Below are 21,812 nucleotides of genomic sequence, written 5' to 3'. Positions count from 1 at the left end.
TTATTCTTCATGTTCTTTATTTTCTTCCGGCTCTTCTTTTGTTCCATTCTGTTCGTTAACATCAGGAAGGTTGAAGATGATTTCCCCTTCTTCCGATAGGGAGAACTCACTTCTTGCGATCCGCGCTATATAATCATCATCATTCAATTGCTTGATCTGCTGTTCCAGATCTTTTGATTCTTCAATGCGCTCTTCCAAAACCACCTGGGCCTGGACCCGCTCCTCATGGAGCAGTTGATTCTCATTTTTCTGATTGAAGGCGATAAGGAGCATCACGCCCACGACAAGAAGCAGCAGACTGCCGATGACCATCGTACGTTTTTTGACGACGCGGTCCTGCGCCCGTTCCACTTTCTTCTCTTTCTCGCGCCTTTTTGTGTAATTGTTGATCACTTTAACAACTTTACTCACGGCAACACACCCTTAATTTGTCCGTACTCTACCTTTAAAATACACCATAAGGACGCCGTTTGCTAGAGGAAATCAGAATCTCTTTCAATTTTCTGTTCTTTTATTATTTCATACATACGCTCGGCATCTTCTTTCTTTGCATGAGCGCCGAGCTCCATGATCTTCAAAGTTACAATTTTACGACCAAACTCAATTTCGACGATGTCGCCGACGGATAGGACAGTCCCCGCTTTTGCCGCCCGGTCATTCACTTTCACCCTGCCGTCATCACTGATTTCCTTGGCCAATGTACGGCGCTTGATGACTCTGGCTACTTTCAGGAATTTATCAAGCCTCATTTTTATACCCTCCTTCCTTCAGAATCTCATCCAGGGCTTTACCTTCATGAATCGTTTCCTTCATCCAGTCCAAGACAATTCCCCCATATGCTTTCTCGTGTTTGATCTTTTCGCGCTTGCCTTCCTTCTGCTTCGCCCGAGCCCAGACACGGTCGAGGTCTTCACGGGTCTCCACAACTTCTTCCCCGAAGACATGAGGGTGGCGTCTGATGATCTTTGCCGTCAGGCTCTCCAGCACATCATAGAAATCGAAGAAGCCGTCTTTCCTGCCGATTGCGCTATGCAGGGCCACCTGAAGCAGGATATCACCAAATTCTTCCACGATGGCTTCATCGTCCCCGTTTTCGATGGCTTCTATCACTTCATATGTTTCCTCTATAAGGTGCCGTTCGAGCGACTCGTGCGTCTGCTCCTTGTCCCACGGACATCCATCTTCCCCGACGAGCACATCAAAAACCTCGACCATATAGTCGATGTCACGCATGTCGAGACGCTCGTCATCCACTTTCGGGATATACAGGCACAACAGGTTACCTTTTATGCCGCCATGGTCTATTTCGTGGAGTTGCGCGTCATATATATTCTGCTCGGGGCTGCCTGCTGCATCTACAACCTGCACTGCTGTATCGGCCGGATAATATTCCAGGAGGGAGAGCTTCGCTTCCCCGAGGCTATGCTGGTCATACACTTGTGTGACCAGGGTATGCTGCCGGTGGTTCAAGTCCTTGGTGGTGATGTTCATGCCATCTATGACTTGGAAGCCTTCATTCACAGGTATTTCAAGTGCCGTGACAACTGCATCGATAAAGCTCTGCCCGCCGGTTATCTTCAACTCCACTTCATTTGCCGCCGCGTGCTGCATGAGCAGTTCAGTAGTCGTTTCATAAAAGAGCGGATGTCCCGGGACCGCATACAATACATCAGCCTCCGTCGCCGCTTCAAGCAGCGTATCCACTATATGCCGGTACGTCCCCTCAAAGGAGTCATGCTGTTCATATACTTCATCAAAATCCACCAGCACCATGCCCGCTTCTTCCAGTGCCTGCACTGCCGGGTGGTCTTTAGTGCGCAGATGGATCTTTTCTGCCTGCGTCAGCCGCTGCCAGATGCCAAGCGGCATCTGGGCAAGATTCGAACTGCCCAGACCGATCACTTCTATTCTTTTCATAGGACTTCCTCCATTCTGCTTTCCTGTATCACTTCAAGGATCTTGACCAGCTGGGCGACATCCCGGCTTTGGACCGTAATCTTCATTTCACCGTTCTGTACGGCCACTTTCATGATGCGTCCGAATTCCTGGGTATCCATAAATAGTTTCTCCCCATCAATCTGTTCTGTCGATTTTTTGGAGACATATAGATAGAAGTGGCGTTTGTCCTCCTTCACCTGATAGATGCCGAACATAAGGGCGTAGACTTTGATGCGTACCAGCTGCAGGAGCCGCTCCACCTCTACCGGATATTCACCGAAGCGATCGAGCAGCTCATCCTCGACATCACGGATCGTTTCTATCGATTCAGCACGCCTTAGGCGTTTATATATGTCTATTTTCGATTGTTCATGCGGAATGTAGGTCGCCGGGATGTAGGCATCCAATGTCACATCGATCGGGATGTTCACAGGTTCTGATTCAGGTTCCATTCCCTGTTTTTCCTTGACCGCCGTCTCTAGCATCTCGGAGTAGAGTTCATAGCCTACCGAGTCTATGAACCCGGACTGGTGTTTACCCAACAGATTTCCGGCACCCCGTATATTCAAATCCCGCATGGCAATCTTGAAGCCGCTTCCGAGTTCCGTATATTCCTTGATCGCTTCCAGCCGTTTTTCGGCCACTTCAGTCAGAACTTTGTCCGGCTGATGGAAGAGATAGGCATAGCTGATCCTGTTGCTCCGTCCGACACGGCCCCGCAGCTGGTAGAGCTGGCTTAGGCCGAAGCGATCTGCATCTTCGATGATCAATGTGTTGGCATTCGGTACATCGACGCCCGTTTCAATGATCGTCGTCGTCACCAGGACGTCATATTCACCGTTGACGAAGGCGAACATGGTCTCCTCTATCTCTTTCTCATTCATCTTGGCGTGCATGACACCGACCTCGGCATCAGGTACGAGTGCTTCCACATGCGCCTTCTTCTGATAGATCGTATCGACCCTGTTATACAGATAGAAGACCTGGCCATCCCTGGCCATCTCCCGTTCTATCGCCTCCCGGACGAAGTCCGCCTGGTACTCGAGGACGTAGGTCTGGACGGGGAAGCGGTTCTCCGGAGGCGTTTCGATGACCGACAGATCCCTGACACCCGACAGACTCATATGCAGCGTGCGGGGAATCGGCGTGGCCGTCAGCGTCAACACATCCACATTCGTCTTCAATTGTTTGATCTTTTCCTTGTGCTTTACCCCAAAACGCTGCTCCTCATCTACGACAAGCAGGCCAAGATCTTTGAATTGGACATCTTTCGACAGTATCTTATGTGTGCCTACCACAATATCGACGGTGCCTTCTTTGAGCCCTTCCCTTGTCTTTTTCAGCTGGGCCGGCGTCCTGAAGCGGCTCATCATCGCCACGTTCACCGGGAAGTCCTCTATACGCTCTATCAGGCTTTCGAAATGCTGCGCAGCAAGGATCGTGGTCGGAACCAGAAAAGCCACCTGCTTGCCATCCTGGACGGCTTTAAAGGCGGCCCGGATCGCAACTTCCGTCTTGCCGTAGCCGACATCCCCACAGAGCAGACGATCCATCGGCTGTTCGGCCTCCATATCTTTTTTGATTTCATTGACTGAAGCATATTGGTCGGGCGTCGGTTCATATGGAAAGCGTTCCTCAAAGGACATCTGCATATCATTGTCCTCGGCAAATGCGTAACCCTTCGCCTGACTGCGCTCCTGGTAGAGCTTGATCAGCTCATCCGCTATCTCGTTGACGTTAGCTTCAACTTTCGCTTTCGTCTTCTTCCATTCCGTACCGCCGAGCTTGTGCATTTTAGGTTGGCCATCGTCACTCGCCACGTATTTTTGGACAAGATCCATCTGATCGACCGGAATGTACAGCTGGTCGGTCCCTTTATACTGGAGTTTCATATAGTCGTTATGGATGCCGGATACTTCCATCGTTTCAATGCCAAGGTAACGGCCTACACCATGGTGGAGGTGAACGACGTAATCGCCTACATTCAACTCCTGATACGATTTGATCTTTTCGGCGTTGGAAAGCTTCTTTTGGCGCTTCTTCTTTCGGCTGGTCTTGTTGTACAGTTCCTGTGAGCCGAGCACCGCCACCTTCATGAACGGCAATATGAAGCCTTTAGGGAGTGCCCCTTCCGTAAGGACGATCCCGGAGTCCACGGGAATCTCCCGGATATAGCTCGGTATCTTCAAGTCTTCAAGAAGTTGGCGTGTCTTCATGATCTCATCTTCGTCCCGGAGCACGATGTTTACCATATAGTCATCCTGGAGCATGCGGTTCAGGTTGGACGCCAGAATATCATACTGGCCGTAATAGATTTCAGTCGGACGCACCGAAATCTTCACGATATGTCCGATGTCGACGGGCATGCTTTTAGTGAATAGAGTGAAGTAGGTCGCACCTTTTATCGACAGCATGCGTTCATACTGGCCTTCAAGGAAGTTCCCGCCACCTTTGAACATCCGCCCTGCGGCAATCATCGACTCATAATAGCTGCTTACCGATGTGAATTCCGCCTCGTACGCTGAAGCCATATTCTTCACTTCGTCGACGATTACACGGTGATCCTCTGTAATATAGTCGATGATGGATATCGGCCGTTCAAACAACAGATGGCTGTACTGGACCAGATGATTGAACGTCTGATCTGGATGCGTGACGGTATCATAATATTCATCAAGTGCTTCTTTCCCTGCCTGGTCGAGCTGCTCGCGTGTCTCCTGGTACAGCTTTTCGATCCTTTCGAGCAGCTGTTCCCGCTCTTGCCGCTCGATGATATGCTCTGCATGGGGCTCCATCGTGATTGCATCGATATTTTCGATGGAGCGCTGCGTTTCAGGATCTATGGAGCGGAGTGAATCAACTTCATCGTCGAAGAACTCGATCCTTACAAGTTGCTCTGACATATAGACATCTATGATGTCTCCGCGCACCGCAAATTCACCAAAATGGACTGCCTGATTCATCCTCCTGTACCCGAGGCTTACAAGGTCTTCTATGAACTGGTCATAATCGATCACACTGCCGATTTTGATGGTTTTTTCATAGCTGAGGAGTTTATCTTTGGGCATGACCGGCTTGAGGAGCCCGTGTACAGGCACGACGAATAAGCCCGGTTCATTGTGGGCCAGAGCAAATAGGCTGCTCATGCGCGACTTCATGAATTCAGGGCTTTGTTTGGCATGGTTTTCCACCATGATATCGCCTACCGGGAACGTATGGACATTATCCATCATGTCCATCAAGGGATTGGCCAGTTTTTCCATCTGATGGTTATTCTGAACGAATATTACAATCGGACGCTTTTCGGCTTGCGCGAGTTCGTACAACAGGGCAGGCTTAAAGTCATCGTTGATGCCCGTCACCATCATGTTGAGGGCATCCCGATGATTCGCCACTTCCAAGAAGCGTTCATCTTCCTGGATGCGCCGGGATATATTCTTATTCATCTACATCACCATTATATTCTGTCATGATTTCCTGGAAGGGATCTGTAACAAATGCAGCTGAAGCCGCTCCAGACCGCTGAATGACTTTATCGAGCAGTTTGTGCTCAGCCTTCGGAAATTTGTCCAATACGTAATTCGGAATCGAGGAGCCGGGAGCCGGCCTGTCAATGCCAATCCTGATCCTTTTGTACTTTTCGGTACCAAGATGTTGGTTCAGCGATTTTATGCCATTATGGCCTCCGCCACTCCCTTTTTGCCTCAGGCGTAATCTGCCGACAGGAAGATCCAGATCATCATAGAGCACCAGGATATCCTCCGTCTCGATATTATAATAGTCAAGGAGGGGTCTGACACCTTCACCGCTTAGATTCATGAAAGTTTGAGGCTTTACCAGCATCACTTTCTGACCTTTATGGTAACCCACACCAAAGTGGCATTTAAACTTTTTGTTCGACAGTTCTATGCCAAGGTCATACGCCAGATGATCGATGACCATAAATCCAATGTTGTGACGCGTACCATCATATTTTTTCCCGGGGTTTCCAAGACCGATGACACATTTCATATACTCACCTCATACAACGTGAAAAAAGGCGATGGGAAATCCACCGCCATGTTCATTCACATTATTATTCTTCGTCTTTCTCTTCTGCAGCTTCTTCTGTTTCTTCACCTTCAGCTGCTTCTTCGTCCTCTTCAGATTCCTCTTCTTTTTGAGGAGGTACCACTGTGACGAGCGCTTCATCATCTTCGTTTTCGATGGTGAAGTTGCCTTTTTCACGGATATCTGAGACGTAGAGAGTATCTCCGATTTCCATTTCTTCGACATTGACTTCGATGGATTCTGGAATGTTGTCCGGAGTTGCTGTTACAGAAACTTCGAATATCGGCTGCTCAACGATGCCGCCTTCTTTAGTTCCAGCTGCTTCACCCAATATTTCAACGGTTACTTCAACCGTAACTTCAGACTTCATGTTGATTGCGATGAAGTCGATGTGCGTGATCTGGTTCTTCAGGGAATCGAATTGATATTCAGTAACCATCACTTTAGTTGTGTTTCCTTCGATATCAAGGTCGATGACACCGTTACGTCCAACTTCACGTATTACTTTTATGAATTCGTTCTCGTCGACTGCAACTGGAGTATTCTCTACTTGATAGCCATAGATGACCGCCGGGATTTGTCCCGTTCTGCGCAGTTCAGTAACTTCTGAACGTTTTGCTTTGCCTTCTCTATGCTTTGAGGCCAATTTTGCCATGGTATATTTCCACCTTTCATTTACAGACAGTTGTTTTAGCATTGCCTAATTTAACACATAGCCATGGATAATAATAGCATATTATCATGGTGTTTGTAAAAAATCTTGTGATATTCAGTTAATTGTCAAACAGGATACTTACCGATTCCTCTTCATAGACACGTACAATTGCCTGAGCCATCAACTCGCCGACTGATAGTTCAACAATCTTGCTGCTCTTTTTCTCTTCAGGCATTTGAATGGAGTTGGTGACCACAAGTTCCTTGATGACAGAGTCTTCGATCCTTGAAATCGCCGGGCCTGACAATACAGGGTGTGTACAACATGCATAGACTTCCTTGGCGCCTTTATCCAGTAACGCCTGAGCTGCCAATTTCATCGTGCCGCCCGTATCGATGATATCATCGATGATGATTGCTGTCCGGCCTTCGATTTCTCCGACAATGTTCATCACTTCTGCAACATTCGGTTTCGGCCGTCTTTTATCGATGATGGCAATCGGTGTCTTCAGGCGATCTGCCATCTTGCGGGCGCGGGTCACGCCACCGTGATCTGGGGAGACCACAACCACTTCCTCAAAGTCCAGATCTTTATGCTCTACAAAATAATCACTGAGGATCGGGACACCCATAAGGTGATCTATCGGAATATCGAAGAAACCTTGGAGTTGCGGTGCGTGCAGGTCGAGTGAGATGACGCGGTCCGCCCCAGCTGTTTCTATCAAGTTTGCAACAAGCTTTGCTGTAATCGGTTCACGGGATCTGCTCTTTCTATCCTGACGGGCGTAACCATAGTAGGGCATTACAATATTTATGGTTGCTGCAGAGGCGCGCTTCAGTGCATCAATCATGATAAGCAATTCCATCAGATGTTCGTTGACCGGTTGGCTTGTGGACTGTACTACGAAGACGTCGCAGCCACGGACACTCTCTTCTATATTAATTTGGACTTCCTCATCCGAAAACCTGTTGACCTGACATTTGCCGAGGGGAATGCCGATATGGTCTGCAATTTCTCTTGCAAGTGGTTCGTTGGCCTTCAGGGAGAAGAGGCGCAGATTCGAGTTTTTGTATTGATTGCTAGAAGCTAACATGTTGATCCTCCAATTAATTGTCTTTTTTTAAGTATCCTTCTTTTGTCGTCTGTCTGTTACGCGCAATGGCCAAGCTATCTTCCGGCACTTCGTCTGTAATCGTCGATCCCGCGGCTATGAAGGAGCGGTCCCCGATCTTCACCGGCGCCATCAGATTGGAGTTGCACCCGATGAAGGCGTCCGCGCCGATTTCAGTCTTGAATTTATTTTTGCCGTCATAGTTCACTGTAATTGTACCACAGCCGATGTTCGACCTCGCACCAATTTCAGCATCTCCTATATAGCTGAGGTGCGACACTTTCGCCTCATCCGCAAGGCGTGATTTTTTCACTTCGACAAAATTGCCGACCTTGACTGCTTTGCCGAGTTCAGAGCCTGGGCGCAGTTGGGCGAATGGGCCGACAGTTGTGCCTTTACCGACTTTAGAACCAAGCACGACTGAATGCTTGACCTCCACCTCGTCGTCGATGAACGAGTCTTTGATTTCAGAGCCTGAAGAAATGACTACATTTTTTCCAACTCTGGTCTGCCCCCTGAGCACTGCCCCGGGGTATATGATGGTATCAGGGCCGATTTGCACCTCTGCATCTATATAAGTGGTTTTCGGATCTATCAAGGTGACACCGTTTTGCATATGCTGCGTGTTTATCCGCTCGCGCAACACCTCTTCCGCCTTCGCCAACGCCATCTTGTCGTTGATCCCGAGCACCTCTTCGAAATCCGGTGTGAGATATGCTTCCACACGGGCACCCCTGTCGCGCATTATCGCTATGGCATCCGGCAGATAGTACTCATTTTGTGCATTATCATTATCGACTTTTTCCAATGCTTCAAACAGCAGTCTGTTATCAAAAATGAAGGTGCCTGAGCTCACTTCCTTGATTTCCTGCTCGGCGGGATTTGCATCCTTCTGCTCCACAATCCTTCTGACCGACCCATTCTCCTTCCGTATGATTCTGCCATAACCATAGGGTATCTGGGTCCTTGTTGATAAAATCGTCGCCTTTGCACCTGAATCCAGGTGATATTTCATGAATGTCTGCATAGTCGTCTCGCTGATCAACGGCGTATCTCCGCATATGACCATCGTCTGTCCGTCGGTTCCGCCAAGCGCTTCATGCAACTGCTGTACTGCATGGGCAGTTCCAAGCTGTTCTTTTTGGATCGTAGTATTGATATCGTCATCAAGACGATTCCGCACAGCTTGTGCTTCATGTCCCAGCACAGCATGAATCTCTTCTATCCCTGCTTTCCTCAAGTTGTCGATGACGTGCTGGATCATAGGGACTCCGCCCACTTCATGCAGCACTTTAGATTTCTCTGATTTCATCCGCGTACCTTTTCCAGCTGCCAAGATTATCGCTCTCGTCTGCATAATGTCCCCCCATTTTATAGCTATATCCAATTATATTTTAGTAACCGTCCAGTTTCAAGGTTTAACAGCCATCATCCCTATACTTTCACAACCTAAAAAACCCACAAAGCGACTACTTTGCGGGTTAAGGCTATTCTTCTTCTTTTTTCTGGTCTTCCCCAACCTCATCAGGGTCCGTTTCGCGCCGAATCGCCTCCTGTTCAGAAGGGTCTACGATTGATTCTGGCGTTTCGTCGGATGCTCCCCCTGCAGGCTCAGGGTCTTCCGTTTCCTCATATACCCGCATCACTTCTTCCTGCACATGCTGCCGCATTTCAGAATTGATCGGGTGGGCGATATCACGGAACTCTCCATCCGGTGTACGCTTGCTCGGCATTGCGACGAAGAGGCCGTTGTTGCCTTCTATGACTCTGAGGTCATGGACGACAAAGGCACTTTCAAACGTGATTGATACAAGTGCTTTCATCCGGGTGTCCTGGTTGTTTACTTTACGCAGTCTTACGTCTGTTATCTTCATTATCCGCTTCCCCCAATAATAATTATTGTTGGATCTTATGTGTACTGCTTCAGTCAACCATATTGTTAAATCACATCAGATGCAATGACTTCTATTTCCACTTTGACATCCTTCGGTAAACGACTGACCTCTACACATGATCTTGCTGGTAGTTTACCCGTAAAATAGCGCCCGTAAACTTCGTTGATTTGTGGGAAGTCATTCATGTCGCTGATGAAAATAGTTGCTTTGACCACATTATCATAACCGAGGCCTGCGGCTTCGAGGACATGCCCAACATTGTCCATAACCTGCTTGGTCTGGGCCTGTACTTCCTCGGAAACCACCTCCCCCTCCAAATTGAGCGGGATCTGTCCCGATGAGTAGAACATGTTGCCTACTTTGACGCCGTGGCTATAGGGACCGAGTGCTTCCGGTGCTTTCTTTGCATTGATTGGTTCCATATACTTCAAAACTCCTTTTATTGTTATGACTGATGTTCCTTGGTGCCATTTTCAATATACTCCAGACAATTGCCTTCTTCCACTACAAAAGATTGGTTGAATTCATCAATCTCAGATACTTTGAGCAATGATGTATAATCGTTGAATCTGCGGTTCTCCACTTGCTTCGCTTCAACGAGGACGCTTACACCGACGACTTGGGCCGAAAACTCCTCCATAAGGTTGATGACGCCTGTGATAGACCCGCCTGCCCTCAGGAAATCGTCGACTACAAGGACTTTCGCCCCTTCCTTCAAAGTCCGCTTTGATAAGACCATCGTTTCTATTTTACGCGTCGATCCCGATACATAGTTGACGGAAACAGTGGACCCCTCCGTCACTTTATTGTCTTTGCGTATGACCGCCACCGATACATTAAGTTCCCTTGCCACAGCGTTTGCCAGTGATATCCCTTTTGTGGCGACGGTGACGACGGCATCGATGGTCGCCCCTTCATACATTGTGGCGATCAGTTTTCCTATGTCGGACATCATATGGGGATCCCCCATTATATCCGACATGTAAAGGTATCCTCCAGGCAGGAGGCGATCTTTAGTTTTAAGCACTTCCATGAAGCGGGCAACGATCTCCGCTGAGCGTACATGATCGATCTTTGGACGGAATGTCACGCCTCCGCCGGCTCCTGCAGTAGTTTGAACCAGTCCGATGCCTTCTGTTTCAAAGACATCTTTGACTATTTTGATGTCTTCACTGATGGAAGATTTAGCCTGACTGAACTTATCCACAAAGTAGGTCAGTGGAATCAACTGATTCGGATGTGAAGTGAGATGCTGGGTCATGAAGACCAGCCGTTCACTGCGTTTAAATTTCATAAAATGACTCCTAAACCGTATTTAATATAGTGACTTTAACATAAAAGTTCGGTTTTTAGCAATCATCCCAACAATCTGACTTTATAAACTTCGTTACAGCATCCTTTAATCGCATTATAGAGGTGGATCGCCTGGCGTTCTTTCTGGACCAGTCCGAAAACGGTGGGGCCACTGCCGCTCATCATGGCACCTTCAGCACCATTGCGCAGCATCGTATCTATAAGCTTGCTGACTTCGGGATAATTTTTTACGGTCACTTCCTGCAGATCGTTTTTCATCAGGCGCATCATCTTTTCGTGGTCCCCTGCTTCGATCGCTTCTGCCATAGCTGCTGAAACTGGTGGGTTCTTCCCTGGTTCCAATGCTTGGTAGATTGTTTTTGTCGACACTTTCATCTTTGGCTTGGCAAGCACGACCCAACCTTTTGGTGGCTTCGGCAGGCGCTCTATCTCCTCACCTCTGCCTGTTGCCAACGCTGTCCCTCCGTATACGCAAAACGGAATATCAGATCCCAGCTTGCTGGCTAACTGGGCCAGGGTGTCGATATCTACGCCAAGCCCAAAAAGGGCGTTGATGCCCCTGAGCGTTGCCGCAGCATCTGCAGAACCTCCGGCAAGACCGGCAGCGATGGGAATATTCTTATCGATTGTTATTGTAACGCCTGCTTCAACACCATACTCACGAAACATCAGTTCAGCAGCCTGATAGGCCAAGTTCCTCCTATCCTGCGGCACGTGCCGATGTTCCGTATGGATGACGATCTTTCGGTCATTACGCTTCTCGAACGCGAGCTGATCATTGAGATCGACTGTCGTCATGACCATGTTCACTTCGTGGTAGCCGTCTTTTCTTTTGTATAGTGTATCCAAGGTCAAGTTGATTTTGGCGGGTGCCGTTTCAAAATGCATAATTTCACTTCCATCATACGGTCATTTTTTTATCAGTTTATCATAAAAAACATATATAAAATATGACTTTATGATATATGAGACCGCAACACTCCCCTGCACAGACAAAAAAGTTGAATTAATACGAATTTGAGATATTATTATAAACGACAGTTATCTTTGAATAGTACACTGTGGAAAAAGATAACAATTCATTATGGAGGCAATTGTAATGGTTAAAATAGGTATCGTAACTGGTAGTACACGTCCTGCCAGGGTCAATATGCAGGTAGCAGAATGGGTCAGAGATTTTGCAGAAAAAATGGAGCTGGAAGCGGAATTCGAGATTGTGGATATAAAGGAATATGATTTCCCGATGTTCAATGAGGATCTGCCACCGGCGATGGCGAACAAATCCTACTCTAAAGATACCGTCAATGCATGGTCAAAAAAGATTGACGAGTTGGATGGCTTCATATTCGTCACTCCAGAATATAATAAGAGCATCACTTCATCACTCAAAAACGCCATTGACTACATCGGGCCTGAGTGGGGACACAAAGCCGCAGGCATCATCGGTTATGGCTCGACGCTTGGCGTAGCAGCTTCCCTGTCACTGCGCCAAATACTCGGCAACCTTAATGTTGCGACTGTAACACCTTTTGGGGCCTTCAGCCTGTTCACCGACTTTGAAGGCATGAAGACATTCAAACCGAATGAGGTCCATAATGCTACAGTGGAGAATGTCATCACTACTACGGTAAACTGGTCAAAAGGTCTAAAAACGATCAGATAAAATAAAAATAACGGACAGCCGACGGCTGTCCGTTATTTTTATCATCATGCATAAAGCTGCCACCAGGGATGGCAACTACGTTCAGTTACTGGATTACAAATGCTTCTTTCTCTTCGTTATAGAATGTCACTTCAACATTGGATGTCAATACATCTGTGTATGTATATGACACTGTTTCAAAGCTGTGCTCCTCCTGGTCCAACTCCACGACGAATACAGAAGGGTACGTTTCTCTAAGAACACCTCGTCGCTCAATCAATTTCTTGCGCCCTCCATTTGCACGGAGTAAAACTGGATTACCCAATTGACAATCAAGAATTTTTTTGATGTCGATCAAAGTTTTTGGCATTTGGCCCACCTCACTAGACCCATTATAGCAAGTTTACATAAATTTGTCAAAATTTCATAGTAATTGCGACAGTTTTATGCTTTATGCGCCAATTTCAATTCAGGATAAGATTTCAAAGATTCATATATGCGTGCAAAATCCTCGATGGCAAGGCTCTCACCCCGCCTTTTTGGATCGACACCCGCCTGTTTTAGCATGGCTTCGATTCTACCTTTATTCTCTTTCCCCTCTTCAAACAGCATCGAGTAGTTGTTCAATATCGTCTTTCTCCTTTGTGCAAACGCGCCACGTGTCAACGCAAAGAACACTCCCTCGTCATCGACGGCCACTTTCGGACGTACCCGGGCAGTCATCTCTACGATGATGGAATCGACATTCGGGGGTGGCATGAAGACCCCCTTCGGCACATTGCGGATGACTTTGGCTTCTGTGAAATAATCTATGGCGATCGACAACGAGCCATACGCCTTACTGTTCGGACGGGCACTGATGCGCTCGCCCACCTCTTTTTGCATCATGACATAATAGCGTGAAATCGACAGATTCCGCTCAAGGAAGTGCATCAGTATCGGTGTTGTAATATAGTATGGCAGGTTGGCCACTACAATGACTTCTTCACACCCGTCGAATTCTGTTTGGATGACGGCCTCGATATCCGCTTTCAATATATCTTCATTGATGACCTTTACATTGGAATAGGGCGATAGCGTATCATCAAGCACCGGTATCAGCCGCTGGTCTATTTCAAATGCCACTACTTTCTGCGCCCTTTTGGCCAACTGCTCAGTCAGTGATCCGATTCCAGGCCCCACTTCGATGACTCCTGTTTTATCTGAAATGTATGCTTTATCGAGCACTTCCCTGATTACATTCAAATCCACAAGGAAATTCTGACCGAGACTCTTCTTGAATTTAAATCCATGCTTGTCCAGTATCTGCTTCGTTCTTCCCGCTGTTGCGATATCCTTCATCTTATTCCCCTTCAACTGCTTTTAATATATCTTCGATCTGCTCATGCTTGATGCCATACCGGTTTAATTTCTTCCTCAGCTGACCAGCATTTGCATAACCGATATTCAATTCTTCACATAGGCGAGTGCGCTTTACAGCGGCTTCCTTACTGCCGGAAAGCCCCCAGCCCACCATATCACTGATCGTGATGTGGGGCGTAGAGTCAGATACGCTTGTATAGACCTTCGATAGGCTCTCGATGATGCTTTCTTTTGAAGCGTGCTCAATGCCTATGCCACCATTCCTGCCCTTTGCCTTGGACCTGGAGACAAATGCTTCTTTGATGTCCGGGAAGCGTTCTAGAATGGTGTTCCTGATTTTCTGTCCGGGGTAATCGGGGTCTGTAAAAATGATGGCCCCTCGTGTATTCAATGCCACTTCTATTTCCTTCAGTACGACCTCATCTATGGCCGAACCTTTCGTTTCGATCGTTTCACAGGAAACAGCTTCATTCAACCGCCTCGTATCATCCTTGCCTTCCACGATGATGACTTCCTTTATGACTGGTTTCTCCATGTCTGCACCTCTTTTCCATAATATCATATCTGCACTGCAAAAAATAAAATCACCGCCGGGCGGTGATTTTATCTATATGCCAAAAAGACGTTCGGCATTCAATGTAGTCTGTTGAGCCAGTTCTTCATAGGAAATCTCCCTAAGTTCTGCAATCTTTTCCGCAACCAATTTGACGTGTGCAGGCTCATTACGCTTGCCGCGGTATGGATGCGGCGCAAGATACGGTGCGTCCGTTTCGACCAATAGACGCTCCAGCGGGACATGCTTCGCAATCTCTTTAGGCTCCTGTGCATTCTTAAAGGTCACAGGTCCGCCTAAGGATACATAGAAGTTCATATCAATGATTTCATCTGCCACTGCCGGTGAGGCACTGAAAGCATGCATAATGCCTCCGATTTCATGCGCTCCCTCAGATTTGAGGATCTCCACACAATCTTCTGTGGCTTCGCGGTTGTGGATGATGATCGGCAGACCCACCCGTTTTGCGAGTGCGATCTGTTTTTTGAATACTTCCTTTTGGACGTCATGAGGTGATTTGTCCCAATGGTAATCAAGGCCCGTCTCACCGATGCCGACTATCTTCTCGTGTTCGGATAACTTTTCGATCCATGCCAGATCCGCTTCAGTACAATCGATCGCGTCAACCGGATGCCAGCCTATCACACCATAGACATTATCGTACCGCTCCACCAACTCCATGGTCCGTTCAATCGTCTTGCGGTCGAAACCCACCACCACCATCTTTTCGATGCCAGCAGATTCCGCCCGCTCCAACACTTCTTCCAGATCGTCATCATATTGGTCGGCGTTCAGATGAACGTGTGTATCTATAAGCATAAATAACCCTCCTGTCTACTTGACTATGCTGCCGTTTTCAATGCCACTCGGTACAGAGATCAATGTAAGGTGATTGCCTTTTTCCGCTGTCAGGATCATTCCCTCGGACAGTTCTCCCCTCAGCTTAACCGGTTTGAGGTTTGTCACGACGAGCACTTTCTTGCCGACGATTTCCTCAGGCTCATAAGATTCCCTTATGCCAGAAATAATCTGACGCTTCTCTTCTCCAAGATCCACTTGGATCTTAAGGAGCTTATCCGCTTTTTTGACCCCTTCGGCGTTGATGACTGTAGCGACTTTCATTTCTACTTTGTCAAAGTCATCTATCGTAATTTCAGCCGCTTCTGAAGCCGGCTCTTCAGGTTCCTTCGGCGTCATCAATCCTTTAATATGCGCCACCTCTTCTTCTACACCCAATCGCGGATAGATCGGCTTTGGCTTCTCGACCATCCTGCCTGCAGTTTTTATGCTGCCGTAATCCATGATCGAATCGAAAGTCTGCTGCTCCGGATCCGTTATATTCATCTGCCTGAAGATTTCTTCCGGGCCATGCGTCAGATAGGGTTTCAGCAGGATGGCGATGATCCGTATGTTCTCTGCAAGATGGATCATGACATTGCCGAGTGCATCCCTTTCAGAATCGTCTTTCGCAAGTATCCAAGGTGCGGTTTCATCTATATACTTGTTTGTACGGCTGATGATGGTCCAGACTGCCCTGAGCGACTTGTTGAATTCCATTTCCTCCATGCCTTCTTCATAAAGCTTGACGTTATCATACACCGTCTGTTCAAGGTTTTCGTCCAGCGGGCCGCCATGACCGTCGTATGCCGGCAATTCACCATCAAAATATTTATTGATCATGGAAATGGTGCGGTTGACCAGGTTGCCGAGATCGTTGGCCAAGTCATAGTTGGTGCGGTTGACGAACGCTTCCGGCGTAAATACACCATCTGAGCCGAATGGAACTTCACGCATCAAGTAATATCGGAGCGCATCAAGACCATAGCGCTCGACCACCATTTCAGGATAGATGACGTTTCCTTTGGATTTGGACATTTTGCCATCTTTCATCACAAGCCAGCCGTGCCCTACAATTTTTTTAGGCAAGGGCAGGTCGAGAGCCATCAGCATGATCGGCCAGTAGATGGCATGGAATCTTACGATTTCCTTACCAATCATATGAACGTCCGCAGGCCAGTACCTTTCAAACATCCCTTCGTCATCAGAAGTATAGCCTAAAGCAGTGATATAGTTGCACAGCGCGTCAATCCATACGTATACGACATGCTTAGGATTTGATTTCACCGGGATACCCCAGTCGAATGTCGTACGTGACACCGCGAGATCTTCCAATCCTGGTCGGATGAAGTTATTCAGCATCTCATTCCTGCGCGCTTCAGGTTGGATGAAGCCTGGATTATCTTCATAATATTTCTCAAGACGCGCTGCATATTTGCTCATCCTGAAGAAATAGCTTTCCTCTTTTATAAGTTCCACTTCATGACCGCTTGGCGCAACGCCACCGATCATGTTGCCCGCTTCATCCTTATATACTTCCTCCAGCTGTGTTTCCGTAAAGAACTCCTCATCTTGGACGGAATACCACCCTTCGTATTCCCCTAGATAGATGTCACCTTGTTCATACAGCCTATCGAATATCTTCTGGATGGCTATCTTGTGACCTTCGTCCGTCGTACGGATAAACTGGTCATGGGTGATTTCAAGAAGGGACCAGAGCGCTTTCATACTATCTGCCATATCGTCTACATATTTCTGCGGCGAGATACCCATTTCATCGGCTTTCTGTTCAATTTTTTGGCCATGTTCATCAGCACCTGTAAGATAATAGACATCGTAGCCGCGCATGCGTTTATATCTCGCAGTGACATCACATGCAATTGTTGTATAGGCATTACCAATATGTAATTTACCGCTTGGGTAATATATCGGTGTCGTGATATAGTAAGTTGGTTTTTCCATGCTCTTCCTCCTATTTGTTCATTCTTTAAATATAACTAATTCAAGGATTCTTTTCAATGAAATGGATACTTTATATTGGCTTACACAGCGTCGATATGCTATAATCATCAAGAATTAGACAAAACCAATAAATGTGTTTATTGACTTTAAATCAGAATTGTGGCAATCGAATAGACTAGATGCATTCCTTATAGACTAGATGCATTCCTTGAAATAAAGTTGTCTGCAACTGAATTCTTCCCCGTAATGTTTTCTCATAATTATGAGGTGGAATGAATAGTCGGTTGCGAAATGAGAAAATGGAGGAAAAAGTTATGAAATCAACTGGCATTGTACGTAAAGTAGATGAACTCGGACGTGTCGTCATACCTATAGAACTCAGACGTGTGCTTGATATCGAAGTCAAAGACGCACTTGAAATATATACAGATGACGATACGATCATCTTGAAGAAGTATAAGCCACAGATGACATGTGCAGTAACAGGAGACGTTTCCGAGCAGAATATGCGCCTGGCTGACGGCCACATCATCTTGAGTCAAGAAGGTGCAAAACAGCTCATCAAAGAAATCCAATCGAAGATGAATTAATCAAATAAGCGGCCTTGGGCCGCTTATTTTTTTATATCATGAAACTCATCATATACATCCTGTTTTTTCAAACTTCTCACTTCCGCCACTTTCTTGATCGCCTGTTTCGGTGTCAGTCCTTCTTTCACCAGCACCTCCACATGTTCTTTTATGGGAATGTCAAAGGTCTCTTCCGCAGGAGCTGCGCCTTCCACTACAATGACAAATTCTCCCTTCAGCGGTATTTCCTTTTCCATCTTATCCAGGAGCACTCCCACCGGTCCTCGGACATGCTGTTCAAATTTTTTAGTGATTTCCCTGGATATGCTGACTACACGCCCAGGGTCTATCTCGTTCATCTCCACGAGCGTATCTTTGATCTTGTGCGGTGATTCATAGAGGACTGAAGTCGATTGCCGTGTCATTATCTCCTGAATTTTGCTTTTCTTTTTACTCCGCGACTTCGGCAGGAAACCAAAATAGGTAAATTCATACGAGGAGATGCCACTTGCGACCAGGGCCATCGTAAAAGCAGTTCCTGAAGGGACGATGACGTAATCCAACCCCTCCGCCTGCATTCTTGATATAAGCTCAAAGCCAGGGTCCGAGATGACGGGCATACCAGCATCACTGACAAGGGCAAAAGTGCGACCATCCTTCATCTCTTCAATAATCTGATCCTCAACACTCTCTTTATTGAAGTCATGATATGCCTTGAGCGGTGTTCCGATTTCAAAATGGTTCGTCAACTTACGGGTGTTGCGAGTATCTTCGCACAGTATCACATCGACTTTCTTAAGCGTATCGACTGCACGGAAAGTCATATCATCAAGGTTCCCAAGTGGTGTTCCCGTGATATAGAGATGCATGTCATTCCCTCCTGACCAGCTTCAATTTTTCGTTTCTTGATAATTTTTTGATGGCATATTCCCGTTTCAGGGCCTCACTCTTCGTTTCATACACTTCTTTGTGGAGCAGATGGACCGGGCGCCTATTCCGTGTATATTTGGCTCCCTTGCCTTCATTATGCGTTTTGATCCTTCTGGACACATCTGTTGCATAACCTGTGTACAATGTACCGTCACGACATTCCACGATGTAAACGAAATGCTCAGCCATAATAGACCGTCATCATTTCATCGGTATAACGACCTTGCTCATCATAGATATAAAGAGGTGGCAGGATATCTGCATAGGCATGGCTATTAAATACCGCTTCAATCAGAACGAACAGGGCGGTTCGTGCAGAACCATCATTATAGACATATTGGACACGCCGCACACGAAATCCTGCCTTTGACAGTTCATGCGCGACTTCCATGCTTCTTTCTGCCCGGTGGACCATATGAAGCCTACCCTTGTTCCTGATGAGGAAACGCGCTGCTTTTATGACTCCTTCAAGATCAATATGTATCTCATGACGTGCGATGCTGTGCGGCCCCTTTTCCTTAAGGGGCTGATCATTTGTGAAATAAGGGGGATTCACAGTAATAACGTCATAGGAGGAATGTTCGTAGAGTGACCTGACCTCTTTAAGATCACCAATCCGGATGTCGATCTGTTCTGCCTTACCGTTCATGGTGATGCTTCTTGTGGCCATATCTACGAGTTGGGGCTGCAGCTCCAATCCATCTATCGGTAAAGCTGTGCGATGGGATAAAAGAAGCGGTATGATGCCGTTCCCTGAGCACAGGTCGATGATACGTTTATCCCGTTTCAAAAACCTCGTAAAATCAGCCAGCAGTAACGCGTCCACTGAAAATGAAAAGACCTCGCTACTCTGGATGATCTGCATGGATTCCCGGAATAATTCATCCACCCTTTCGCCTTCCTGCAACATATGTCCACCTCCAATAAATAAAGCGGCCGAAGCCGCCTAGTTGTTTCGATGTTGGAGAAACCCCTGACAAAACAGGCAATCTTCCCCGTGGCGATGCGTACCGAAATGGACGCTGCACACGTGGAACCCTTCCTCATACAGATTATTCAATGTGTTCTGCTTGAAGGATGCCCCTTTCTCTGAGGCTTCTTTCGCCAATAACTGCTCATAATTTTCCTTTTCCATCTGAAGACTGACATTTTCCTCAACGAGTCGGACAGAAAGCTCCTTCAAAGTCTGAAGATCTTCATACATGAGGTCCATATCTGCTTCCATCTTGCTTATATGCATAAAAAGGCGTTCGCGTTCCATTACTGCACCCCGCCTACTGCGTCCAGTTCGTCGCAATGGAATTCACGTATATAGTCATCTTTATATTTCACCTTCACCACAAGGTCCAGAATATTCATGCCGATCACCAAACCTCTACCGTCAGGCGTCTCTATCATCTGACCAACATCCGGTAATGCTTCACGTGCATTCTCATAATATTCATCCTCATAATTCAAGCAGCACATCAGACGTCCGCACGCGCCTGATATTTTGGTGGGGCTGAGCGAGAGATCCTGGTTCTTTGCCATCTGGATGCTGACCGGCACAAAATCCCCGAGGAAGGTCGAACAGCAATGTGCACGGCCACAGGGACCAATGCCCCCGAGATACTTCGCTTCATCCCTTACGCCGATCTGGCGGAGTTCGATGCGTGTCTTGAAACGGTTCGCAAGAACCCGGACAAGGTTACGGAAATCCACACGTTCATCCGAAGTGAAATTAAATATGAGTTTTTTGCGCTCCAGTGTATACTTGGCATTGACGAGCTGCATATCCAATTCCTCTTCAGAAATGGCTTTTCTACAGAATTGAAGGGCTTCTTCTGCACTGGATTGATTCTCATGGAACTTTTCCATGTCCTTATCAGTCGCAGCCCGGATGAATTTGCCATCCGGTTCCACAATATCATTTTCAGGAACTTGATAGTTCGGCTTCACCACCCGCAACATTTCCATACCGCGCTTTGTCTCAGCGACGATATAATCATCGCGCTCCGTCGACTCTCCGTTAACTTCCAAATATATATTTTCAAAATAATCCAACTGCGTGGCAGTAATGAGTTCTATCATAATCATTCAACCTTTCGAGCATATGACCATACTCTCAAACACAAGCATAGGATGCACGTTTGACGACAACATACGGTTTGCAGTCTGTATCTCTTCCAGCATACGCGCCAGACGCTCTACACGCTGTCCTACCCCAGTGTTTCCCGTTTTGTTGCCGTATGGCCTAAAATCTTCAAGCTCCAGTACTTCATGCATGCATTGTCGTACGAATCCATCAATCAACTGCAGCAACAGCGCATGATCTTTTCTGTTTTGGCAGATATCCAGCATTGATTTTATTTCAATCAATACGAGTGGATGCCCCCCAATCCATTTTCTCGAAAAATCCATCGCCGTCTGGCGTAAACGGGAGAACACTTCCCCCAGTTCTTTTACATGTTCGGCATTGAGAGCCAGTACATCCACTGTTTGAAGTTCCGCCTCATTCAAATCCTCAAGCATTCCAATCCGGTCAGCCCGTTCCCCTCGAATATGGATATGCTGGGCCCTTGAATGGATAGTCGGCAATATACTGCTTTTATCTATCGTCAGGAGGATGGCCACAGTTCTGGCTGGAGGGTCCTCCAAAAACTTAAGGACACTATTCTCAGCCTGCGGCGTCAGCTTTTCAAATGCCTCTATCACATACACCTTATAATCCGACTCGGTTGGTTTGCGGTTCATCCTGCGCACAAGATCCTCTACAGCTTCCTTTTTTATGGCTGTCTCTGCAGTCGCAAGATAAAAATAATCGGGATGATTCCCTTCAGAAATCAATCTGGCATTACGGGCTGTGTCACCGAGTATATTGAGGGCAAAATATTCACTGTAACGTTTTAAGGTTTCTATGGCATCGCCTTCAAACATGTAGGTATGGCTGAGTCTGTCGTTTTCTATGATTTTATCCAATTGGTATTCAACAGTATAGTTTTCAGCTGTCATTAC

Annotated in this window: 24 protein-coding genes and 1 pseudogene; 2 read left to right on the top strand and 23 right to left on the bottom strand. The window is 47.0% G+C overall.

The window, feature by feature from the left end:
- From ACZ5LF_RS00690 to ispE, 12 genes and pseudogenes are all read right to left on the bottom strand, one after another.
- Entirely contained in the window at positions 1 to 411 is a 411-nt protein-coding gene (locus tag ACZ5LF_RS00690) for an FtsB family cell division protein (RefSeq protein ID WP_380570688.1), read from the bottom strand.
- Positions 412 to 473: 62 nt separating this feature from the next.
- Positions 474 to 749, bottom strand: coding sequence for an RNA-binding S4 domain-containing protein (locus ACZ5LF_RS00685; RefSeq protein ID WP_380570687.1), 276 nt, complete (start codon positions 747 to 749; stop codon positions 474 to 476).
- The gene (locus ACZ5LF_RS00680) at positions 739 to 1,917 is read right to left on the bottom strand and encodes a MazG nucleotide pyrophosphohydrolase domain-containing protein (RefSeq protein ID WP_380570686.1); all 1,179 of its coding nucleotides are present in this window, start codon (positions 1,915 to 1,917) and stop codon (positions 739 to 741) included. Before ACZ5LF_RS00680 ends, ACZ5LF_RS00685 begins: the two co-directional genes overlap by 11 nt.
- Positions 1,914 to 5,384, bottom strand: a complete 3,471-nt coding sequence (mfd, locus tag ACZ5LF_RS00675) for a transcription-repair coupling factor (protein ID WP_380570685.1) — start codon at positions 5,382 to 5,384, stop codon at positions 1,914 to 1,916. Before mfd ends, ACZ5LF_RS00680 begins: the two co-directional genes overlap by 4 nt.
- Complete coding sequence (pth, locus tag ACZ5LF_RS00670; RefSeq protein ID WP_380570684.1) at positions 5,377 to 5,949, bottom strand: aminoacyl-tRNA hydrolase; 573 nt, start codon at positions 5,947 to 5,949, stop codon at positions 5,377 to 5,379. The genes mfd and pth overlap by 8 nt, the downstream gene beginning before the upstream one ends.
- Positions 5,950 to 6,013: 64 nt before the next feature.
- Positions 6,014 to 6,643, bottom strand: coding sequence for a 50S ribosomal protein L25/general stress protein Ctc (locus tag ACZ5LF_RS00665; RefSeq protein WP_380570683.1), 630 nt, complete (start codon positions 6,641 to 6,643; stop codon positions 6,014 to 6,016).
- Positions 6,644 to 6,761: 118 nt separating this feature from the next.
- Positions 6,762 to 7,736: a ribose-phosphate diphosphokinase gene (locus tag ACZ5LF_RS00660; RefSeq protein ID WP_380570681.1), complete on the bottom strand. Its 975-nt coding sequence runs from the start codon at positions 7,734 to 7,736 to the stop codon at positions 6,762 to 6,764.
- Positions 7,737 to 7,749: 13 nt separating this feature from the next.
- On the bottom strand, positions 7,750 to 9,111 hold the full coding sequence (gene glmU, locus ACZ5LF_RS00655) for a bifunctional UDP-N-acetylglucosamine diphosphorylase/glucosamine-1-phosphate N-acetyltransferase GlmU (RefSeq protein ID WP_380570680.1): 1,362 nt from the start codon (positions 9,109 to 9,111) through the stop codon (positions 7,750 to 7,752).
- A 220-nt stretch (positions 9,112 to 9,331) separates the two neighbouring features.
- Positions 9,332 to 9,628: pseudogene (gene spoVG, locus ACZ5LF_RS00650) on the bottom strand (septation regulator SpoVG); the annotation flags it as partial.
- A 65-nt stretch (positions 9,629 to 9,693) separates the two neighbouring features.
- Positions 9,694 to 10,071, bottom strand: coding sequence for a RidA family protein (locus tag ACZ5LF_RS00645; RefSeq protein WP_380570679.1), 378 nt, complete (start codon positions 10,069 to 10,071; stop codon positions 9,694 to 9,696).
- A 23-nt stretch (positions 10,072 to 10,094) separates the two neighbouring features.
- A complete protein-coding gene (purR, locus tag ACZ5LF_RS00640) occupies positions 10,095 to 10,943 on the bottom strand; it encodes a pur operon repressor (RefSeq protein WP_380570678.1) in 849 nt (282 codons plus the stop codon).
- Between the two features lie 62 nt (positions 10,944 to 11,005).
- Positions 11,006 to 11,851 carry a 4-(cytidine 5'-diphospho)-2-C-methyl-D-erythritol kinase gene (gene ispE, locus ACZ5LF_RS00635; protein ID WP_380570677.1) on the bottom strand — a complete coding sequence of 282 codons (846 nt, stop codon included), beginning with the start codon at positions 11,849 to 11,851 and terminating at the stop codon, positions 11,006 to 11,008.
- Positions 11,852 to 12,062: 211 nt separating this feature from the next.
- Here ispE and ACZ5LF_RS00630 point away from each other — a divergent pair, with 211 nt between their 5' ends.
- The gene (locus ACZ5LF_RS00630; RefSeq protein WP_380570676.1) at positions 12,063 to 12,626 is read left to right on the top strand and encodes an NADPH-dependent FMN reductase; all 564 of its coding nucleotides are present in this window, start codon (positions 12,063 to 12,065) and stop codon (positions 12,624 to 12,626) included.
- An 85-nt stretch (positions 12,627 to 12,711) separates the two neighbouring features.
- Here ACZ5LF_RS00630 and ACZ5LF_RS00625 read toward each other — a convergent pair whose 3' ends face one another.
- From ACZ5LF_RS00625 to metG, 5 genes are all read right to left on the bottom strand, one after another.
- Positions 12,712 to 12,975, bottom strand: coding sequence for a Veg family protein (locus tag ACZ5LF_RS00625; RefSeq protein WP_344703728.1), 264 nt, complete (start codon positions 12,973 to 12,975; stop codon positions 12,712 to 12,714).
- A 74-nt stretch (positions 12,976 to 13,049) separates the two neighbouring features.
- The gene (gene rsmA / locus ACZ5LF_RS00620; RefSeq protein WP_380570675.1) at positions 13,050 to 13,946 is read right to left on the bottom strand and encodes a 16S rRNA (adenine(1518)-N(6)/adenine(1519)-N(6))-dimethyltransferase RsmA; all 897 of its coding nucleotides are present in this window, start codon (positions 13,944 to 13,946) and stop codon (positions 13,050 to 13,052) included.
- A gap of 1 nt (position 13,947) precedes the next feature.
- Positions 13,948 to 14,502, bottom strand: a complete 555-nt coding sequence (gene rnmV, locus ACZ5LF_RS00615) for a ribonuclease M5 (RefSeq protein ID WP_380570674.1) — start codon at positions 14,500 to 14,502, stop codon at positions 13,948 to 13,950.
- A 72-nt stretch (positions 14,503 to 14,574) separates the two neighbouring features.
- Positions 14,575 to 15,339, bottom strand: a complete 765-nt coding sequence (locus ACZ5LF_RS00610) for a TatD family hydrolase (protein ID WP_380570673.1) — start codon at positions 15,337 to 15,339, stop codon at positions 14,575 to 14,577.
- A gap of 15 nt (positions 15,340 to 15,354) precedes the next feature.
- Positions 15,355 to 17,319, bottom strand: coding sequence for a methionine--tRNA ligase (gene metG / locus ACZ5LF_RS00605; RefSeq protein ID WP_380570672.1), 1,965 nt, complete (start codon positions 17,317 to 17,319; stop codon positions 15,355 to 15,357).
- Positions 17,320 to 17,633: 314 nt separating this feature from the next.
- Here metG and ACZ5LF_RS00600 point away from each other — a divergent pair, with 314 nt between their 5' ends.
- The gene (locus ACZ5LF_RS00600) at positions 17,634 to 17,909 is read left to right on the top strand and encodes an AbrB/MazE/SpoVT family DNA-binding domain-containing protein (RefSeq protein ID WP_380570670.1); all 276 of its coding nucleotides are present in this window, start codon (positions 17,634 to 17,636) and stop codon (positions 17,907 to 17,909) included.
- Between the two features lie 23 nt (positions 17,910 to 17,932).
- Here ACZ5LF_RS00600 and rsmI read toward each other — a convergent pair whose 3' ends face one another.
- Genes rsmI through ACZ5LF_RS00570 form a run of 6 tightly spaced genes read right to left on the bottom strand, consistent with a single transcriptional unit; the run spans position 17,933 to position 21,809 of the window.
- Positions 17,933 to 18,757, bottom strand: a complete 825-nt coding sequence (gene rsmI / locus ACZ5LF_RS00595) for a 16S rRNA (cytidine(1402)-2'-O)-methyltransferase (protein ID WP_380570669.1) — start codon at positions 18,755 to 18,757, stop codon at positions 17,933 to 17,935.
- Between the two features lies 1 nt (position 18,758).
- On the bottom strand, positions 18,759 to 19,007 hold the full coding sequence (locus ACZ5LF_RS00590; protein WP_380570668.1) for a GIY-YIG nuclease family protein: 249 nt from the start codon (positions 19,005 to 19,007) through the stop codon (positions 18,759 to 18,761).
- Positions 19,000 to 19,728 (bottom strand): tRNA1(Val) (adenine(37)-N6)-methyltransferase, encoded by a 729-nt coding sequence (locus tag ACZ5LF_RS00585; protein ID WP_380570666.1) that lies wholly within the window; start codon positions 19,726 to 19,728, stop codon positions 19,000 to 19,002. Before ACZ5LF_RS00585 ends, ACZ5LF_RS00590 begins: the two co-directional genes overlap by 8 nt.
- A 36-nt stretch (positions 19,729 to 19,764) precedes the next feature.
- Positions 19,765 to 20,079: an initiation-control protein YabA gene (locus ACZ5LF_RS00580; RefSeq protein ID WP_344703745.1), complete on the bottom strand. Its 315-nt coding sequence runs from the start codon at positions 20,077 to 20,079 to the stop codon at positions 19,765 to 19,767.
- Complete coding sequence (locus ACZ5LF_RS00575; RefSeq protein ID WP_380570664.1) at positions 20,079 to 20,888, bottom strand: PSP1 domain-containing protein; 810 nt, start codon at positions 20,886 to 20,888, stop codon at positions 20,079 to 20,081. Before ACZ5LF_RS00575 ends, ACZ5LF_RS00580 begins: the two co-directional genes overlap by 1 nt.
- 6 nt (positions 20,889 to 20,894) lie before the next feature.
- Positions 20,895 to 21,809 carry a hypothetical protein gene (locus tag ACZ5LF_RS00570; protein ID WP_380570663.1) on the bottom strand — a complete coding sequence of 305 codons (915 nt, stop codon included), beginning with the start codon at positions 21,807 to 21,809 and terminating at the stop codon, positions 20,895 to 20,897.
- Between the last annotated feature and the right edge of the window lie 3 nt (positions 21,810 to 21,812).

The sequence above is a fragment of the Salinicoccus siamensis genome, from assembly GCF_055391965.1.
This window is presented reverse-complemented; position numbering and strand designations above follow the sequence as displayed.

What these genes read in the sequence shown, in the direction of transcription:
- rsmI (WP_380570669.1), bottom strand. Translation starts at nt 18,757, where the DNA reads ATGCATCTCTATATCACGGGAACACCACTTGGGAACCTTGATGATATG.
- ACZ5LF_RS00610 (WP_380570673.1), bottom strand. Translation starts at nt 15,339, where the DNA reads ATGCTTATAGATACACACGTTCATCTGAACGCCGACCAATATGATGAC.
- ACZ5LF_RS00600 (WP_380570670.1), top strand. Translation starts at nt 17,634, where the DNA reads ATGAAATCAACTGGCATTGTACGTAAAGTAGATGAACTCGGACGTGTC.
- ACZ5LF_RS00575 (WP_380570664.1), bottom strand. Translation starts at nt 20,888, where the DNA reads ATGATAGAACTCATTACTGCCACGCAGTTGGATTATTTTGAAAATATA.
- ACZ5LF_RS00625 (WP_344703728.1), bottom strand. Translation starts at nt 12,975, where the DNA reads ATGCCAAAAACTTTGATCGACATCAAAAAAATTCTTGATTGTCAATTG.
- ACZ5LF_RS00680 (WP_380570686.1), bottom strand. Translation starts at nt 1,917, where the DNA reads ATGAAAAGAATAGAAGTGATCGGTCTGGGCAGTTCGAATCTTGCCCAG.
- mfd (WP_380570685.1), bottom strand. Translation starts at nt 5,384, where the DNA reads ATGAATAAGAATATATCCCGGCGCATCCAGGAAGATGAACGCTTCTTG.
- ACZ5LF_RS00660 (WP_380570681.1), bottom strand. Translation starts at nt 7,736, where the DNA reads ATGTTAGCTTCTAGCAATCAATACAAAAACTCGAATCTGCGCCTCTTC.
- rnmV (WP_380570674.1), bottom strand. Translation starts at nt 14,502, where the DNA reads ATGGAGAAACCAGTCATAAAGGAAGTCATCATCGTGGAAGGCAAGGAT.
- ispE (WP_380570677.1), bottom strand. Translation starts at nt 11,851, where the DNA reads ATGCATTTTGAAACGGCACCCGCCAAAATCAACTTGACCTTGGATACA.
- ACZ5LF_RS00590 (WP_380570668.1), bottom strand. Translation starts at nt 19,007, where the DNA reads ATGGCTGAGCATTTCGTTTACATCGTGGAATGTCGTGACGGTACATTG.
- ACZ5LF_RS00570 (WP_380570663.1), bottom strand. Translation starts at nt 21,809, where the DNA reads ATGACAGCTGAAAACTATACTGTTGAATACCAATTGGATAAAATCATA.
- metG (WP_380570672.1), bottom strand. Translation starts at nt 17,319, where the DNA reads ATGGAAAAACCAACTTACTATATCACGACACCGATATATTACCCAAGC.
- ACZ5LF_RS00645 (WP_380570679.1), bottom strand. Translation starts at nt 10,071, where the DNA reads ATGGAACCAATCAATGCAAAGAAAGCACCGGAAGCACTCGGTCCCTAT.
- rsmA (WP_380570675.1), bottom strand. Translation starts at nt 13,946, where the DNA reads ATGAAGGATATCGCAACAGCGGGAAGAACGAAGCAGATACTGGACAAG.
- ACZ5LF_RS00665 (WP_380570683.1), bottom strand. Translation starts at nt 6,643, where the DNA reads ATGGCAAAATTGGCCTCAAAGCATAGAGAAGGCAAAGCAAAACGTTCA.
- pth (WP_380570684.1), bottom strand. Translation starts at nt 5,949, where the DNA reads ATGAAATGTGTCATCGGTCTTGGAAACCCCGGGAAAAAATATGATGGT.
- ACZ5LF_RS00585 (WP_380570666.1), bottom strand. Translation starts at nt 19,728, where the DNA reads ATGTTGCAGGAAGGCGAAAGGGTGGATGAATTATTCCGGGAATCCATG.
- glmU (WP_380570680.1), bottom strand. Translation starts at nt 9,111, where the DNA reads ATGCAGACGAGAGCGATAATCTTGGCAGCTGGAAAAGGTACGCGGATG.
- ACZ5LF_RS00580 (WP_344703745.1), bottom strand. Translation starts at nt 20,079, where the DNA reads ATGGAACGCGAACGCCTTTTTATGCATATAAGCAAGATGGAAGCAGAT.
- ACZ5LF_RS00685 (WP_380570687.1), bottom strand. Translation starts at nt 749, where the DNA reads ATGAGGCTTGATAAATTCCTGAAAGTAGCCAGAGTCATCAAGCGCCGT.
- purR (WP_380570678.1), bottom strand. Translation starts at nt 10,943, where the DNA reads ATGAAATTTAAACGCAGTGAACGGCTGGTCTTCATGACCCAGCATCTC.
- ACZ5LF_RS00630 (WP_380570676.1), top strand. Translation starts at nt 12,063, where the DNA reads ATGGTTAAAATAGGTATCGTAACTGGTAGTACACGTCCTGCCAGGGTC.